Annotated in this window: 13 protein-coding genes; all 13 read right to left on the minus strand. The window is 32.4% G+C overall.

Annotated features, from left to right (window positions below):
- Nucleotides 1-3 precede the first annotated feature (3 nt).
- Nucleotides 4-2,379, minus strand: a complete 2,376-nt coding sequence (locus ABD963_RS09200; protein ID WP_345276657.1) for an exopolysaccharide transport family protein — start codon at nt 2,377-2,379, stop codon at nt 4-6.
- A 252-nt stretch (nt 2,380-2,631) separates the two neighbouring features.
- Nucleotides 2,632-3,357 (minus strand): TolC family protein, encoded by a 726-nt coding sequence (locus ABD963_RS09205; RefSeq protein ID WP_345276658.1) that lies wholly within the window; start codon nt 3,355-3,357, stop codon nt 2,632-2,634.
- A gap of 24 nt (nt 3,358-3,381) precedes the next feature.
- Complete coding sequence (locus ABD963_RS09210) at nt 3,382-4,569, minus strand: sugar transferase (RefSeq protein WP_345276659.1); 1,188 nt, start codon at nt 4,567-4,569, stop codon at nt 3,382-3,384.
- Between the two features lie 44 nt (nt 4,570-4,613).
- On the minus strand, nt 4,614-5,000 hold the full coding sequence (locus tag ABD963_RS09215; RefSeq protein WP_345276660.1) for a response regulator: 387 nt from the start codon (nt 4,998-5,000) through the stop codon (nt 4,614-4,616).
- 52 nt (nt 5,001-5,052) lie between these two features.
- Complete coding sequence (locus tag ABD963_RS09220; RefSeq protein WP_345276661.1) at nt 5,053-6,411, minus strand: UDP-glucose dehydrogenase family protein; 1,359 nt, start codon at nt 6,409-6,411, stop codon at nt 5,053-5,055.
- A gap of 450 nt (nt 6,412-6,861) precedes the next feature.
- On the minus strand, nt 6,862-7,572 hold the full coding sequence (locus tag ABD963_RS09225; protein WP_345276662.1) for a LytR/AlgR family response regulator transcription factor: 711 nt from the start codon (nt 7,570-7,572) through the stop codon (nt 6,862-6,864).
- Between the two features lie 10 nt (nt 7,573-7,582).
- Nucleotides 7,583-7,900 (minus strand): Hpt domain-containing protein, encoded by a 318-nt coding sequence (locus ABD963_RS09230; protein ID WP_345276663.1) that lies wholly within the window; start codon nt 7,898-7,900, stop codon nt 7,583-7,585.
- The gene (locus ABD963_RS09235) at nt 7,887-9,887 is read right to left on the minus strand and encodes a PAS domain-containing sensor histidine kinase (RefSeq protein WP_345276664.1); all 2,001 of its coding nucleotides are present in this window, start codon (nt 9,885-9,887) and stop codon (nt 7,887-7,889) included. Before ABD963_RS09235 ends, ABD963_RS09230 begins: the two co-directional genes overlap by 14 nt.
- Nucleotides 9,884-10,426, minus strand: coding sequence for a heme NO-binding domain-containing protein (locus ABD963_RS09240; RefSeq protein WP_345276665.1), 543 nt, complete (start codon nt 10,424-10,426; stop codon nt 9,884-9,886). The genes ABD963_RS09235 and ABD963_RS09240 overlap by 4 nt, the downstream gene beginning before the upstream one ends.
- The gene (locus tag ABD963_RS09245; protein WP_345276736.1) at nt 10,427-10,837 is read right to left on the minus strand and encodes a response regulator; all 411 of its coding nucleotides are present in this window, start codon (nt 10,835-10,837) and stop codon (nt 10,427-10,429) included.
- Between the two features lie 124 nt (nt 10,838-10,961).
- The gene (locus ABD963_RS09250; RefSeq protein WP_345276666.1) at nt 10,962-11,546 is read right to left on the minus strand and encodes a DUF4202 domain-containing protein; all 585 of its coding nucleotides are present in this window, start codon (nt 11,544-11,546) and stop codon (nt 10,962-10,964) included.
- Between the two features lie 4 nt (nt 11,547-11,550).
- On the minus strand, nt 11,551-13,851 hold the full coding sequence (locus tag ABD963_RS09255; protein WP_345276667.1) for an FdhF/YdeP family oxidoreductase: 2,301 nt from the start codon (nt 13,849-13,851) through the stop codon (nt 11,551-11,553).
- Nucleotides 13,852-13,865: 14 nt separating this feature from the next.
- The gene (locus ABD963_RS09260; RefSeq protein WP_345276668.1) at nt 13,866-16,079 is read right to left on the minus strand and encodes a xanthine dehydrogenase family protein molybdopterin-binding subunit; all 2,214 of its coding nucleotides are present in this window, start codon (nt 16,077-16,079) and stop codon (nt 13,866-13,868) included.
- Nucleotides 16,080-16,081 lie beyond the last annotated feature (2 nt).

The raw sequence follows: 16,081 nt of genomic DNA on the forward strand, positions 1-16,081 counted from the left end.
ATTTTAAATGTGACTCTTGGTGTAAAACTGGAAGCGCAATATATTTTTGATTCTCTTTCTAAAATTGGAACGTTGCTTAGGCAATTCTCCTAATAGTGCTTCCACCTCATCAAGCTCCACTCCATTTATTATAAACTGAAGTGATGATGATACAATCTCCTTAATATTGTTTAATAAATTTTCATCTGCCTTTGACCATAACCTGTTTGATCTACAAACTAAAAGTGGCAAATTGGAAGAGGCTATCAAATCTGCTGGATAATTAGTGTCAAGGATATTAGGCAATTCTATAATAACATAATCTGGATGTTGAGTTGGTACCTTCACACCTTTTATTGTTAAATCATTATAGGTTTTGGCGTTAAAATATGCTTCATCAACCTCATAAGACATGGATTCAGATTCATTTAAATAGTCTGATCGTTGAGCTAAAAATGGATGATTATAATCAATTCTTGGATCTTGATATCCTAACAATCGATGCAACAGAGTAAATTGATTAGAGCTAATCTCTGGCTTATTAAGATTTGAGTGATTTAATACTAAAACCGATTTGCCAGCATGTTTAAGTTTTCTTGCTATATTTTTTGCAATTACCGTTTTACCTTCATTTTTCTGTGTACTAAATAAGGTAATAACTTTTGTATTATTAGCTGTATCTGCAGGCTTAAGGTTATGATTTAAATTCTGCATAAACAGATCTAAAAGTCTTTCTTGAATACTGATTAAATCTATTTTATTATTGGTTTTAAAAATTTTAGAGAACATTCCCATTGATGGAATTTTAAGTTTGTCCTCCGCTACTTTTACGTTTTTTAGTGTATCATCAAAAAATTTCATCACTAACACAGTACCCAACAATAAGATAAAACTCATAAGTACAACAGCAATTATGATTATTTTTCGTTTTGAAGGAATAGGCTTTAATGGGAAGTATGGTGGATCTACAGCCTTTAAATTACTAGATAATTGTGTGTCTTGGTATTTTAATTTTGCCAAGTTCAATCCATGTAAAATTTCTAAATATTCTTGCTCTGCAACATTAATTTGACGTTCAATTTTTTTAAGATTGGCACCTGCTGGAGCATATTTTGCATACTGCTGTTGAAATTCAGAATTCTGCTTATTCATTACTTCAATTTTGGCTTTTAGCCCTTCAGTTTCAACCACTTTATCAACCCATTCTGGTAATACTTTTGAAATAGGAACACCCTCAACAGAATTTTGGTAAGTATATAATTGCGCTACACTTGATTTGATTTCGTCCTGAAGAAGAGATGCTTGCTTTTTAAGCGCTTCAACATTTTGGGTGTTTTTTGAATCTCCAGATTTTGCCTCATGCATGGCAATTTCATAATTCAATTCTCCTAATCGTTTTTTGTTATCTAGAATGCGATTGCTTTTGTCTTGAACTAGTTCTTGAATTTCAAGCTTTTGCTCCAATTTTTTTGCAGATGCCTCCGAACTGGCAAGTTCAGCTCGTTTTTTATTGTACTCTACATCCATATCTTCTTTAACAATGGCAACAGCTTTACTTTGCTCATAATAATTGATAATGCTGTTTTCTTGATTAAACTTCAACAATACAGATTCTATATCCTTTAATTTACTTTCTGATTGACTTAATTGAGCCTGAAAGTATTTTATTACAGCATCAGATCCATTTTCTTTTAGGTCCTTATATTTTTTAATACATACCTCATTAAAAATGGCCAATGTTTGCTGACATATTCCTGGGTCATCTGTCTCATAGCTAAGTTTTACTAAATCACTTGTTGTAACGCGTATGGCCTTAACTTTAGAAATTGCTTCTATTGAATAATATGGATGATCATAATTTAGTAATGAATAGACAAAATTCGTGTTATCACTTTTCATTAAGTCCATTAAATTAGCGACCGTTTTTTCATAAGCAATACTATCTACTGATTGAGGAATTGTATTAATAGTTGATTCACCTTTTGAATATGAATTGATGGTATCAGTTTTTGGATTAGATTTTATGACATATTTATAAATATCTTGTGGGATATCTTCTTTGATTTCGTTGTAAGTCTTTGAAGAAATAAATTTGCTATTAGGCTCGTTTAAAAGTAAATGTTGACTTAACAATCTTACAGCTACCTCTTCTTGAGTTTCTCTTGAATTTATAATATTAAGTAAATTATCAAATGCAATATTTGTAGCAAAATAGTTAAATGACTTGTCCATCTCTATTGAAGAACCTGAAGCCAAACCTGTATAAAGCATCGTTTGCGAATAATAACTATGCTTCGGATTACTTGTTAAAAGCATTGCCAAAAACCCAGTGAGTATAGGAATCATTACAAGAATGACCTTATGCTTAAGTACTAGTTTTATAAATTCTATAAGTTTCATTTAATACAAATGTTATTTTTTAAGTATAATTTCTGATTCAAAATTACTAGCAACTAAGAGGTAATTACCTTGAATTTCGTTGGATTGGAATAATGTGTAGATGAGTGAACTCTTTATTGAGTTTAAGTGATTTGACTAAATACAACTCTTAAATCATAAAATCAATTAACTAATTGTTTCGATATTCATAAAAAAGTCTCTCAATTTTCATTTTTTGAGAGACTTTAATAATAAATTTTATTAGCCTTAGGTTTATCTAATCTCAACACCAGTTAAGTTTTCCAAGAGTTTTTTTGTAACGACAAAGTCTGATTTAGCTTCCGAAAACTCCGCGGCTATTCTTGAGGTCATATCTGAAATCCTTACATATTCTGAAATGGCAATCAAACCATTTTTGAACTCTTTTTCTACCATTTCCATATTAACTCTGGCATTTCCCAAATTGGACGCTCTTAATTCTAATAAGTTTTGTTTCAAAAGTAGATCTTCGTAATAACGAATTACCAATTCTCTTAATTCATCTTCTTGAGATTTCGCTAAACTTCTCGCTTGTTCTAGTTCTGCTTTAGCTTGTTTTATTTGAGATTTCCGATTAATTACATCAAAAACAGGAATCTTTAAATACAAGCCAACATTATAGTTAAGTTGCTGGGTATTACTTGCTAGATTTACGGTTGAATTATCGCCACTAATTGAGGAAAAATTATTGAACGTCCCATATCTTGTATCAGCTTGAACTCCAAAATTAGTCGTCCAATATTGACGTTTATATTTTAAATTAGATTCCTTAGCTTCAATTTCTAATTTTCTATAGTTAACCATCCCATTATGAACAAGAGCTGAATCTATTAACTCGTTTAGCTGAGGTATCAATAATGAAATAGAATTTGTGTTCATGCTACTTTCTATATTATTTTGAGCATTAATGTCCTTGCTTGCAACATTAAAAACAAATAGCATTGCAATTATTTTATACATATTTTTCATGATTCTTTGGGTAAATTAAACAGTGCTTTTTTGAATCAACCCAGGAAAAGTCCTTAAGATTAATTTCATGTCGTACCAAAATGAATACCTATTTCCTGTGAAGTTATCGGCATATTCATTGTCGAGTCGCATACGTTCTTCTTCAGACATATTTCCTCCTCTGCCTCTCAATTCTACTTGCCATAATCCCGTAATTCCTGCTGGTGCTAAAAATCGTTTTGACATGGCATCTTTTGTTAATAATTCAGCTTCGTAAACTGGAAGTGGACGGTTTCCAACGATAGACATATCTCCCTTGATTACATTAATTAACTGCGGTAATTCATCTATACTTGTATTTCGAATAAATTTTCCTACTCTTGTGATTCTTGGATCGTCCAAAATTTTTATAAATGTCGAGTTTTTTGTTTCTATATCTTTTTTCTGCTGGCTATACCAATTATCGCATATTTCGTTTTCATTAATATATAATACTGGAGAACAAAAACTACCATCGTCCAACTTACTGCACTCAGGGCAAGGCGCATTGAAATTAATTGTCTTTTCTTCTGTATCCTTTTTGTATTGGTTATTCTTCTTCGCCAAATCTTTAATCATTTGATCAGATCCGGTTCGCATGGACCGAAGTTTATAAAAATCGAAAGTTTGACGTCCCACCCTTTTAGCTATATAGTAGACTTTTCCTTTGGATTCTAATCGAATTGCCAACATGGTTAACAACATTAATGGTGCAATTCCAATTAATACTAATGAGGCAAAAACAATATCAAATAATCGTTTTGACAACGGGAGCTTGTAGGATTGATCATTAACTTTATTACTTAAAACATCTATTTTAAGACATTGCATTTTATATAAGGACTGCGCTCTTTCAATAATTTGCTGTTTATCTGTTGAAACTGACACAAAATAATCATTAATACCTTTATTAAACGCTGTAGTAAATAGTTTTGCATTGTACTCTTCAGATAGTAAAATGAACGGTATTTTCTTATAATCGTTTCCGTTATTTAACATGTCATAGAAGAACAAACCTGAATTTCCAGGTAACTTATATTCGCATATTACAACGTCGATATCATCATTTCTTTTAATAAAATTTATGGCTTCAATACTGTTACTTACTGCATTAAATATTATGTTCTTGTCATTTGCAATCGGCTCAAGTTCTTCAGGTGAATTCCCTACATATAATATAATCATGTCGAAATAATTTAAATTAGAAATGTTTAACTATTGAATACATTCTACCAAGCACTGGCGTAGTGAATTGGGAAGAGATTTTTTTTAACAACTTCTTTGAGTTCATCCGGGTTAAAAGGTTTAGCTAAATAATCTTGTGCACCTATTTGATAACACTTTACGCGTTCTTTACTTTCGGTACGACCTGAAAGCATAATTACTGGTGTATGCTTAGTAAATCCTTTTAATCTTACCTCTTTTAAGAATTCAAAACCATCCATATTTGACATTTGAATATCGCTGATAATAAGGTCTGGTATATTAGTATTTAACCAATTTAAGGCTTCCAATCCTGAATTTTTTGTTACAACAATATGCTCTGGTGATAAAAAGTTTTCCAATAACACACAAATGGTTCTCTCATCATCTACGACTAATACTTTTTTCTTCATGATATTAGATTTAATTTTTTGATTTTAAATTATTGTTGGATAAAACTAAATATTAACAAGCAGAGCTTAATTCAGGTTTTAATAAACTTTTTATCGTATTAATACCAATACATATGTAGTCAAAACCCATTTTCAACATTTCTGATTTATCATAAATATTTCTTCCGTCAAATACGACTGGAGAATTCAAGAGTTTTTGAACAATTTTAAAATTTGGTATTTTAAACTCTGACCATTCGGTTAAAACAGCTAAACAATCTGCATCAATTAGAGCTTCATATTGATCACTGTAATAAGATATTGAATCTCCAAAATGATGTTTTGCTTCATTTATAGCAACCGGATCGTAAGCTTTAACATTGGCTCCTGCCTTTAAAAGACTATTTACAATTTCCAATGAAGGTGCTTCGCGCATATCATCAGTTTGAGGTTTAAAGGAAAGCCCCCAAATTGCTATAGTTTTATCTTTTAAATCACCATTAAAGTAGTTCAATATTTTATTATAAAGTACTGCCTTTTGTTTTTTGTTAACTGCTTCCACCGCTTTTAAAACCTGTAAATCATAGTTATACTCTTTTCCTGTTTTAATTAATGCCTGCACATCTTTTGGAAAGCATGAACCACCATAACCGATACCAGGATAAATAAATTTATTTCCTATTCTTCCATCTGAACCAATGCCATTTCTTACATTATTAATATCGGCACCAACAATTTCACAAAGGTTTGCTATGTCGTTTATAAAACTAATTTTAGTAGCTAGCATAGAATTGGCAGCATATTTTGTCATTTCTGCTGAAACCACATCCATGACGATTATGGGATGACCGTTTAGCGTAAAAGGCTTGTATAAGTTCCTCAACAATTCTTCTGCTCTTGTACTATCTGCACCTACTACAATTCTATCTGGTTTTAGAAAATCTTCGATAGCCGCTCCCTCCTTTAAGAATTCAGGGTTAGAGGCGATATCAAACTCTATTGATATATTTCTTTTTTTTAATTCTTCCTTAATGGCGCTTTTTACCTTTAAAGATGTACCAACAGGCACCGTACTTTTTGTTACAACCAACGTATAATCATCCATATATTTGCCACAATCACGAGCAACTTGAATAACATATTTTAAGTCTGCGCTGCCATCTTCATCTGGTGGCGTACCAACACAAATAAAAATTACATCACAACCTTTAACTGCTTTTGCAATGTTTGTTGTAAATCTTAAACGACCTTTATCCATGTTTCTTGTAATCATTTCTCCTAAACCAGGTTCATAAATAGGAATAATACCTTTGTTTAAATTTTCTATCTTGTTACGATCAACATCTACACATTCAACGTCGATCCCTACTTCTGAAAAACAGGCGCCAGTTACTAGACCTACATATCCACTTCCTACAATTGTTATTTTCATGATTTTATTATTTTTTTAATTATTAACAACATTATTTTCGGCTTTTACAAATAATTATTTATTTCTAATAATTTTCCGCCTTTTTATTTTTTAGTAATCATTTTTTATCTTTCTCAAGGAATACCATTCCTTCTAGTTGTTTTATTTTCATTAGTGTTTTTTTTTAAACTTTAAATAAATGGTCACTAATTATGATGCAAACTTAAAACATGATGTAACCTAAGGTGGCTATATTTCGATGAATGCCTGTATAAGTGTAGGTAAGTGGAACTTTTGCTTTGATAAATAATTAATTGTCGGAGATAATTATTTTTAAAACAAACAAGGATAAATAAACTTTAGTAAAATTCTATTCTACCAAAATCATTAATACTAGGTATTTAGATATAAATCTCTCAGAAAGATTTAATCAAAGTCACACAGAAATAAAATAAATGTCGAAAAGAGATTTTATAAAAGATTGAGCCGTTTCATTAGCTCTGGGCGATTGGAGCGACTTACTGGAATTACGTCTTTTTTTATCAGTACACTGTTATCTTCAATATCAATTATTTTTTTTGTATTAATAACAAATGAACGATGTACTTTTAGGAATAAATGCTCAGGAAGTTTATCCTCAATTTTCTTTAAAGTAGAATGTACTGTATAATTTTTATCTTCAGTTTTTATAAGTATGTAATCACCCTTTGCCTCAATTAAATAAATACTGGGAATATCTATTTTTATAAGTCGCCTATCTATATTAACATATAAATCATTCCCCAATGTTGTTTCTTCTCTATTTAAATTGGAAACTACTTTTGAAGGTTCAAAAGAGGATTTTGCCTTCTCAATGGCTTTATTGAATCTGTCTTGTAAAACTGGTTTAACCAAATAATCAACAATACACTCATACTCAAAGGCCTGAATAGCAAAATTTGAATCAGAAGTGGTAAGAATTATTTTTGGTGGATTTTTCAAGGTTTCGATAAAATCAAACCCAGTAAAATCTGGCATGTGAATATCTAAAAAAATTAAATCTACTTCATTTTGATTCAGATATTTAATTGCTTGAATTGCATTTGGAAATTCTTGAATAACATGTAGATGTTTTTCATTGGCGCATAATTGACTAATTATAGCCCTTGCGGTTGCTTCATCATCAATAATAATACAATTCATTGAATACTAATTATAACTGTTTTAAATAATTAGTTATGGTATTTAAAATGGACTCAAACTCTTTACTTAAATCGGAATTACCTTCCAATAAATTGTTTTCGAATGCCACAGCTATGCCATAACTTTTTTCAAGACCTAAAATACTAATTTTATGTTTAAGTTTATGAACATTTCCTGCCGCTAGTTTAAAATTATATTTATTTAAATTATTAAAAAACTCTTCTTTTTCTGTTGGGAATTCTTCTTTAATAATAGTTATGATTTTATTTTCAAACTCCAGATTACCACCGGACATACTTGTTATGTAGGATAAATTAGGTGTCTCCATTTGAATATATTTTTTTTAAAGTGAAATAGAAGGTAGTACCTTTGTTAGGCTCGCTTTCTAACCAAATGTCACCTTTATGTAAATTCACAATTTTTTTTACAATAGATAAGCCAAGACCCGTGGAATCTTTAACTTTATTTAAAGTATGAAATATCTTAAAAATCTTTTCATGGTATTGCTTTTCAATCCCCATGCCATTATCTCTAATCATAAACTTGTAATAATCCTCTGTTTCATCTACATCTATTTCAACCAACCCTTTTTCTTTGTCTATATATTTTATAGCATTGCTAATGATATTTTGAAATACTTGTTGAAGTTTAATTTTATCTCCTTTAAGAATAGGCAAGGGATTCAATATCTTTATAAAAATATGCTTAGGGACATACAAGAATTCAATAATATCATGAACCATTTCATTAATATCAACTTCTTCAGGATCCTGAAAATCTACTCCAGCTTTAGAATAATTTAATACGGTAGTAATGAGCTGTTCCATTTTTTCCAATGAATTTTCAATATGCTTGAAATTTTCTAAACTTGTGTCATCCAATCGCCCTACATTATCTTCTTTAATCCAAGAAACTAAAGCATATATACTTCGCAGAGGCGATTTTAAATCATGAGAAACTATGTGTGCATATTCTTGCAATTCATCATTACTCTTTTCCAGTTCGGCCAAAAGTTTTTCTTTTTGTAACTGCAAATTCTTTAAGTCGGTTATATCCAAATGAATTCCAATGGAACCTGTAACATCTCCATTCATGTTGTAATTAGGAGCTCCACTAATTAGCCAATGCCTAACCTCTCCAAACTTATTTTTAACTTTTAATTCATAAGAATTAGATATTCCTTTAAGTCTTTTTTTATTTTCTTCATGGATTTTTTGAGAACCGTCTCCTATTGGAAATATTTCATTTCCCTTTCTTCCTATTAATTCTGCTTCTGTATAACCAGACATCTCAGAAAAACTATGATTAATCATTAAAATAACATCATCATTATCAACTTCAATTAAGCCTAGATTCATATTGGCAATAATATCTCTATATTTTTTCCTCTGCGACTCTATGCTTTTTTTATAATTAAGCCTTAATGTTACATCCTTATAACTCCATAAATGCCCTTTATATTCATTATTACTAAAAATGGGAATATAGTCTCGTTCAAATATTTTACCGTTCACCATGGTTAATACTTCGCCTAAAACAGTTTCTCTTTTGGCTGTTATTTTATTTATATCATCAACGAAAGATTCAGGGTTTTCAAAAAAATGCTTGGATTCCTCTGCAGAGTTTGAACAGTCTAAACCAATCAATTGTTCAGGAGAAGCTGGTATCTGAAAAAATTCACAGAATTTATTATTGGTAAGCACAATCTTGCGGTTTTCATCTTCAAGTAATATACCAACATCTAAACTCAAAATTAAAGATGTTAATCTATCTTCTGATTGAATTAATTTTTCTTCCGCAGCTCTTACGGTTGTTATATCTCTAACAATCCCTTGAGCTGCAATAGGATTATTTTGTTCATCTATTATAATACTTGCGTTTATATGTACAAGTTTCTGTTCATTATATTTTGTATTGATTCTTACTTCGAAGTTAGTAATATGTCCTTCATAAAATAAAGAGTGAAACCCATTAATTATATTATCTACTTCAGAACTATCTGCTAATTTAAGTAGATTAAATTCTTCAATTTTATTATCATAACCAAGTAATTCTATTGCTGGATCATTCATTTTAATAACATTGCCAGAAAGATCCATTACTATGTAGGCATCTACAATATTTTCGAAAACACCTTTTAATTCAGATGTTTTTTCTCTAACCAGTTTCTCTAGTTTGGTGTTTGATTCCTTAAGTTGCTGAGTTAATTTATATAATTCTTCAGACTTACTTTCAAGTATTTTTTCAGCTTGTTTTCGTGCCGCTCTTTCTCTTGCAAGTGCCCGTTCTAATATGTCAATTTTTTCTTGACTCATAGATTTTTATTAATCACAAACTTTACCTCAGTACCATCCTCTTTCAGTTTTTCAAGTACAATAGAGGCTTTAGAATTGAAATGTTCAAAGGTTTTATTCATTAATCCTAGACCAAAATGATGCATCGCTCTGCTCGATTTATAGATCATCACCAAATTATCATCTGTTTTTTCAAGCACTTCAAATGTTGGTAATTCGGCATCAGGATATATTTTCCTAACTTCCACATGAATATGATTTTCGATAGATGAGAGCATCTCAATCGGATCACTATACGTAGCCAAAAGTCCGGGATAGCTGGTTTCAATGATTCCAAAAAAATGTTCGGCATAAACCAATAATAAATCATCAATAGAAATATCTGTATTGGCACTTAAATGTTGCAATAACTGTAACATTTCTGAGAATTTGTAGGTACCTACAGATGTGTAAATTCCCCCAGATTCTAAATTTGAACTATTAATAATTTTATCGACCATTTCTAGTCCGAATTTATCTTCTACAAGATCTAAAAATTCTGTAAAAATAATGCCCTTCATTTATATTTTCTTTAGTTCGTTAATACTCCAATAAGCTAATAGTTTCTCTATTTTAGAAATATAGTCTTCATACCTTAACGGTTTTAAAACATAACCTGCTATCCCTATTTCATAACACTCCAACAAGTCCTTTTGATTACTAGAAGTAGTTAAAACAATCGTTGGAATGTACCTTAAAACTTCATCCTTTTTCAAAATATTTAAAAATTCAATACCATTAATTTTAGGCATATTTAAATCTAATAAAATAATATCAGGCAAGTTCTTTTTATTTTGTAAAATTCTTAAGGCCTCTTCACCATTATTAGCTTCAATTATTTTATGTTCAAGTTTAAGAGAGGAAACTGCTCTGTTAAGTTTCATAACTTCAATCATATCATCCTCAATTAATAGTATATTCAGATTTTTCATTTCTTTCATAGACAAATTTTAAAAGTAAAAATAAATTAATAGAAATGGGTTTATATTATATTTCGTTGTGAATAGATTAAGTGTAGATGAATGACCGTTATCTGTAGACGAATGGCTTCTAAAATTAAGATATAGCTTGTTTTATCAAAGACAGGCTACTAGAAGAAAAATTAATTTTTAAAGCCGCTTCATGACCTTTATCAGACATTTTTATCCATGTTTTTCTTAAAATATCAATGACTTTTTCATCCTCATGTTTTTCTGAGAATTCTTCAAAATAATACTCCAAAAAAACCAAACAGATAACGTCTTCAAGTGTCTGACTTTCTGAATCCTTCTTAATCATTTTTTTACTGATTAAAAAGGATACTCGTTTAATAAATTCTGAATCATAATCAACCTGTTCCAAAATTTCAGAAGTTAAGTCCACGTGTAGTTTCTTCAAGGTTTCTCGCCATTTTAAATACCCTACTCTATCCATAGAATAGGTGTCTCTGGCTATTTTCCATCGGCAAATATGTTGCGCCCTAGTAGCAATTTGTAATGCTTCTGTAGCTTCTGGTTCAAACTGAAGTAGTTTTCTGGTCATACGTTTTGAATACAACAATTCCTTGGGGAAATCCAAACCAAATAAGGAATATATATTGGGGTCCTCACTGTTTTTTTTATCTATTAACGCGATTGCAGATTCAAATTTTGTTGGCTCCATTCTTTTAATTTTTAACAGCTTCAACAGTAATAACTACACTTTTTGAAGCGGGCGTTTTGGCAGTATGTGCAAAACTATCTAATGGTACTAAAACATTGGTTTCCGGAAAATATGTTGCACAACAATTTTTAGGAATATCATAAGGTACTACCTTAAAATTATGAGCTTCGCGGATAACACCCTTGTATTCCGATTTTAAATTGACAACCTGTTTTTCAACCAATTTCCGTGCTTTCATGTCCTCTCGGTTCATAAAAATTATGCGCCTTTCGTTAAAAACCCCTCGATACCTGTCGTTTAATCCATAAATGGTGGTATTAAATTGGTCGTGACTTCTTATGGTCATCATAATTAATTCATCATCCGTGAGCTTCCAATTGGGTAGTTTATTGATAGAAAATTGGGCTTTACCTGTATTAGTACTGAATTCTCTGCTACGTGCTCCATTGGGCAAGTAAAACCCGGAGGGTTTTTGCAACCGTTTATTATAATTTTCAAAACCAGCAACCACCTCAGAAATATCATTTCTAACCAAATTATAATCATCTCTGTATTGCAACCAATTCACTTTTGATTTGTTTTTTAAAGTGGCATTAGCAACACCGCATACAACAGCTACCTCACTTAATAATGCCTCTGAACATGGTTCTAAAATCCCTTTTGTTGACGAGACAATACCCATTGAGTTTTCAACACTTTGAATTTGTAAACCTGTTTTTTGGTAATCTTTTTCGGTTCTTCCTAAACACGGTAAAATAAGAGCTTCATTACCTGTCACTAAATGGGAACGATTCAGTTTGGTACTAACATGAACCGTTAAATTACAATTGGCTAGGGCTTTTGCCGAATAATCAGTATCGGGAACTGCTGAAATAAAATTCCCACCTAGGCCAAAAAACACCCTAGCTTTCTTTTCATACATGGCCTTTATGGCTTCTATGACTGAATACCCATGTTTATTTAAAGGCTTAAAGCCATACTTTTCTTCTATCTTGTCTAAAAATGCTTGTGGCGCCGATTCCCATATACCAACAGTCCTGTCTCCCTGAACATTCGAATGACCTCGAACCGGACAAGTGCCTGCACCTTCCTTGCCAATACTCCCTTTAAGTAATAAAAGGTTAACTATTTCGCGAATATTGTCTACAGCATTTTGGTGTTGGGTTAAACCCATCGCCCAACAAACTATAATCTTATTGTTGTTTAAGATCAAATGAAATACTTCTTCAAATATTTGTTTTGAAATACCCGAGGCTTTAAGACAGTCATCAAAATTAAAAGTTTTTAAATCTGAAATGAAAGTTTCGTATCCGTGAGTGAATTTCTCAATAAACTCTTTATCAAAAACACTACTAGTTTCCTCTTCCTTTTCCAATAATTTAAGAAGTAATGCTTTGAAAAAAGCGACATCGCCGTTAATGGTTATTGGAACAAACACATCAGCTATTTGGGTACCACCTGTTAGTAATTTTATAGGGTTTTGAGGATTGGTAAATTTGATGAGTCCAACTTCGGGTAAAGGATTAACAGCAATTATTTTACCACCATTTTTTTTACATTTCTCTAAAGCAGATAACATGCGTGGATGATTGGTTCCTGGGTTTTGACCAACTACCATAACGACTTCAGCTTTATATAAATCATCTAAAGTTACCGAGCCTTTACCAATTCCCAAAGTTTCAGATAAAGCACTTCCGCTAGCTTCATGACACATGTTGGAGCAATCTGGTAAATTAGAAGTACCGTATTCACGTACAAATAATTGGTATAAAAAGGCCGCTTCGTTGGTGGTTCTACCTGATGTGTAAAATACGGCCTCATCAGGATTGTCTAAAGCATTCAAATGCTTACCTACTTTTTCAAAAGCATCTTCCCAAGAAATAGGTTGGTAATGGGTAGCTCCCTCTTCTAAAAACATAGGTTCAGCTAAACGACCCGATTTGCCTATTTGAAAATCTGACCAAGTTGATAATTCATCAACCGAATGTTTTGCAAAAAACTGTCTGCCTATGGTTTTATTTTGGGCTTCTTCTGAAATTGCCTTAATGCCATTTTCGCAATATTCCCCTAAAGATGAACGGTCATCATCAGGATCTGGCCATGCACAACCTGGGCAATCAAAACCTCCTTTTTGGTTTATTTTTAGCGATAATTTTAAAGCATCGGTGTTTTTTAAGTACTTGGTGGCATGACTTATCGATGATTTTATTGCACTAAAACCTGCGCTATTATTAGGCGGATTCCGTATTTCTAAATTCAAAAACGTCTCAGGTGTTTTAGACTTTTCTTCAGGAGACTTGCTCATGGGGCAGTAACAGTTTAACCTATAAGTTGCTTATCTTCAACATTCATATAACGTGAAAAAGGTTGTTTTGAAAGTCGCCTACCAGTGGCTTGATAAAGTGCATTGGCTAAAGCCCCTACTGCTGGGGGCAAACCAGGTTCTCCCAGACCTGTTGGAGCGATATCATTTTCTACAAAAAACACTTCAATATCTTTAGGAGCTTGGGAATGACGAATGAGCTGATATCTATCAAAATTCATTTCATTAGGTGACCCATTATCAAATGTCAATTGGCCATACATAGCATGACCTATTCCATCAACAACACCACCTTGAATCATATTTATCGCAGCATCTTTATTCACTACGATACCACAATCCACGGCACACCAAACTTTTTGGACTTTGGGTTCACCATTTTCCATAACCAAATCAACGACTTCGGCTACATAAGAAAAATGGCAATAATAAGCCGCTACTCCACGATAAACACCAGGTTTTTTTTCTCCCCAATTGGATTTTTCTTTAACCAATTTCAAAACGCCTGCATAACGTTCAGCATCATAATCATGTTTCTCTCCAACTGGATTATTAATAGCCCTATCGAACAACTCCAATCTAAAATCTATGGGGTCTTTTCCTGCAGCTTCTGCTACTTCATCTAAAAAAGCTTGCTCGGCTCCTGCTGTAAAATGCGAACGCGGCGCTCTCCAAGCACCCGTGGTAACATTGGTTTCTCCTGCAATTTTTTCAGCTATATAATTATCAATAGTACCAGCAGGAAAGCGATTAGGAAACACAGGTCCTTCTGGTAACCCTGCACCTCTTACAGATAATGCAATAAGGTTGTTATTTTCATCTAAACCCGCTTTGTAAGTTGATAAATATGCCGGTCTATAGGTCCCTTGAGTCATATCATCTTCCCTTGCATAGATAAGTTTTACAGGTTTACCTATTTTCTTTGATATAGCTGCAGCTTCTACACCAAAATGCACATAGAGTCTTCTCCCAAAACCACCTCCAATACGGGTCATATCAACCGTAATTTTTTCAATTGGTAAGGTTAATAATTTTGAAACAGAATCTTCAAGAGCTTTTGGAGTTTGTGTTGGACCAATTAATTCTGCTGAATCTTCTGTGACATTGGCGAAGAAATTCATCGGTTCCAAAGTATTGTGAGGTATGAAAGGTGAGCTGTATGTTCTTTCAATTATTTTTACTGCTTTCTTAAAAGCTTCATCTGGGTTACCATCTTTTCTAATATCCTTAACTTTACCAGACATTAAAGCTTTTTCTAGGCTTTTTTGATGGGTTTCCGAACTTTCCAGGTCGCTCACCACTTCCCAATTGGCTCTAATGGCTTTTTTAGCTTTCATTAATTGCCAAGTTGAATCTCCAACAACAGCGATGAGTTGATTGAATCCTTTTTCGTCAGACCAAGATGAATCACCAATAGTTGTATCAATAATAAAGGCATCGGATACCCCAGGCATGGCTTTAATTTCATCTACATTAAAATCTTTAACTTGCATACCAAAAGCAGGTGGATGTTGAATCATAGCCAATTTCATGCCTTCACGTTGAAAATCTAAACCGAATAAAGGCTCACCCGTAGCAATTTTCTTGCCATCTACATTTTTTTTGCTGGTACCAATTATTTCAAAATCCTTAACATCCTTAAGCTCTACTTCTTCTGGGATTTCAATTCCTACTGCTTTAGATGCAATGTCTCCATAACTTATGGTTCGATCTCCATTCTTTTCTTTAATAATGCCCTTACTCACAGCTAAATCTGAAACAGAAATCCCCCATTCTTTAGCCGCTGCTTCCAACAACATCCGTCTTCCGGTAGCTCCGGCCATTCGCAACGCATCCCAACTTAATTTAATGGATAAACTTCCTCCCGCAAATTGAGGGTTTTTAAAGGCATCTTCATCCAAAGAGCCTTGTTCAACCACGACATTGTCCCAATCTACATCCAATTCTTCGGCAACAATCATCGGCATGGAGGTTTTGACATTCTGCCCTATTTCTGGGTTTGGCGAGTATATGGTAACTAATCCCGTATCACCAATTTTAATATATCCGTTTAAATCATACCATTCATTTGGAATAGCTATCTTTTCTTTTAATTTTTTATCTGAAGTACATCCCGTTAACCAACTAAAACCTATAAGCATGCCTCCACCGGCGGCAGCTGATATCTTGATAAATGAACGACGATTATATTGTGTTTTTATTTTTGTCATGG

It is taken from the genome of Litoribaculum gwangyangense, from assembly GCF_039543505.1.
Classification (GTDB): domain Bacteria; phylum Bacteroidota; class Bacteroidia; order Flavobacteriales; family Flavobacteriaceae; genus Litoribaculum; species Litoribaculum gwangyangense.

Bases quoted from the DNA above. Each gene is read 5' to 3' on its own strand.
- ABD963_RS09200 (WP_345276657.1), bottom strand. From the start codon at position 2,379: ATGAAACTTATAGAATTTATAAAACTAGTACTTAAGCATAAGGTCATT.
- ABD963_RS09205 (WP_345276658.1), bottom strand. From the start codon at position 3,357: ATGTATAAAATAATTGCAATGCTATTTGTTTTTAATGTTGCAAGCAAG.
- ABD963_RS09210 (WP_345276659.1), bottom strand. From the start codon at position 4,569: ATGATTATATTATATGTAGGGAATTCACCTGAAGAACTTGAGCCGATT.
- ABD963_RS09215 (WP_345276660.1), bottom strand. From the start codon at position 5,000: ATGAAGAAAAAAGTATTAGTCGTAGATGATGAGAGAACCATTTGTGTG.
- ABD963_RS09220 (WP_345276661.1), bottom strand. From the start codon at position 6,411: ATGAAAATAACAATTGTAGGAAGTGGATATGTAGGTCTAGTAACTGGC.
- ABD963_RS09225 (WP_345276662.1), bottom strand. From the start codon at position 7,572: ATGAATTGTATTATTATTGATGATGAAGCAACCGCAAGGGCTATAATT.
- ABD963_RS09230 (WP_345276663.1), bottom strand. From the start codon at position 7,900: ATGGAGACACCTAATTTATCCTACATAACAAGTATGTCCGGTGGTAAT.
- ABD963_RS09235 (WP_345276664.1), bottom strand. From the start codon at position 9,887: ATGAGTCAAGAAAAAATTGACATATTAGAACGGGCACTTGCAAGAGAA.
- ABD963_RS09240 (WP_345276665.1), bottom strand. From the start codon at position 10,426: ATGAAGGGCATTATTTTTACAGAATTTTTAGATCTTGTAGAAGATAAA.
- ABD963_RS09245 (WP_345276736.1), bottom strand. From the start codon at position 10,837: ATGAAAAATCTGAATATACTATTAATTGAGGATGATATGATTGAAGTT.
- ABD963_RS09250 (WP_345276666.1), bottom strand. From the start codon at position 11,546: ATGGAGCCAACAAAATTTGAATCTGCAATCGCGTTAATAGATAAAAAA.
- ABD963_RS09255 (WP_345276667.1), bottom strand. From the start codon at position 13,851: ATGAGCAAGTCTCCTGAAGAAAAGTCTAAAACACCTGAGACGTTTTTG.
- ABD963_RS09260 (WP_345276668.1), bottom strand. From the start codon at position 16,079: ATGACAAAAATAAAAACACAATATAATCGTCGTTCATTTATCAAGATA.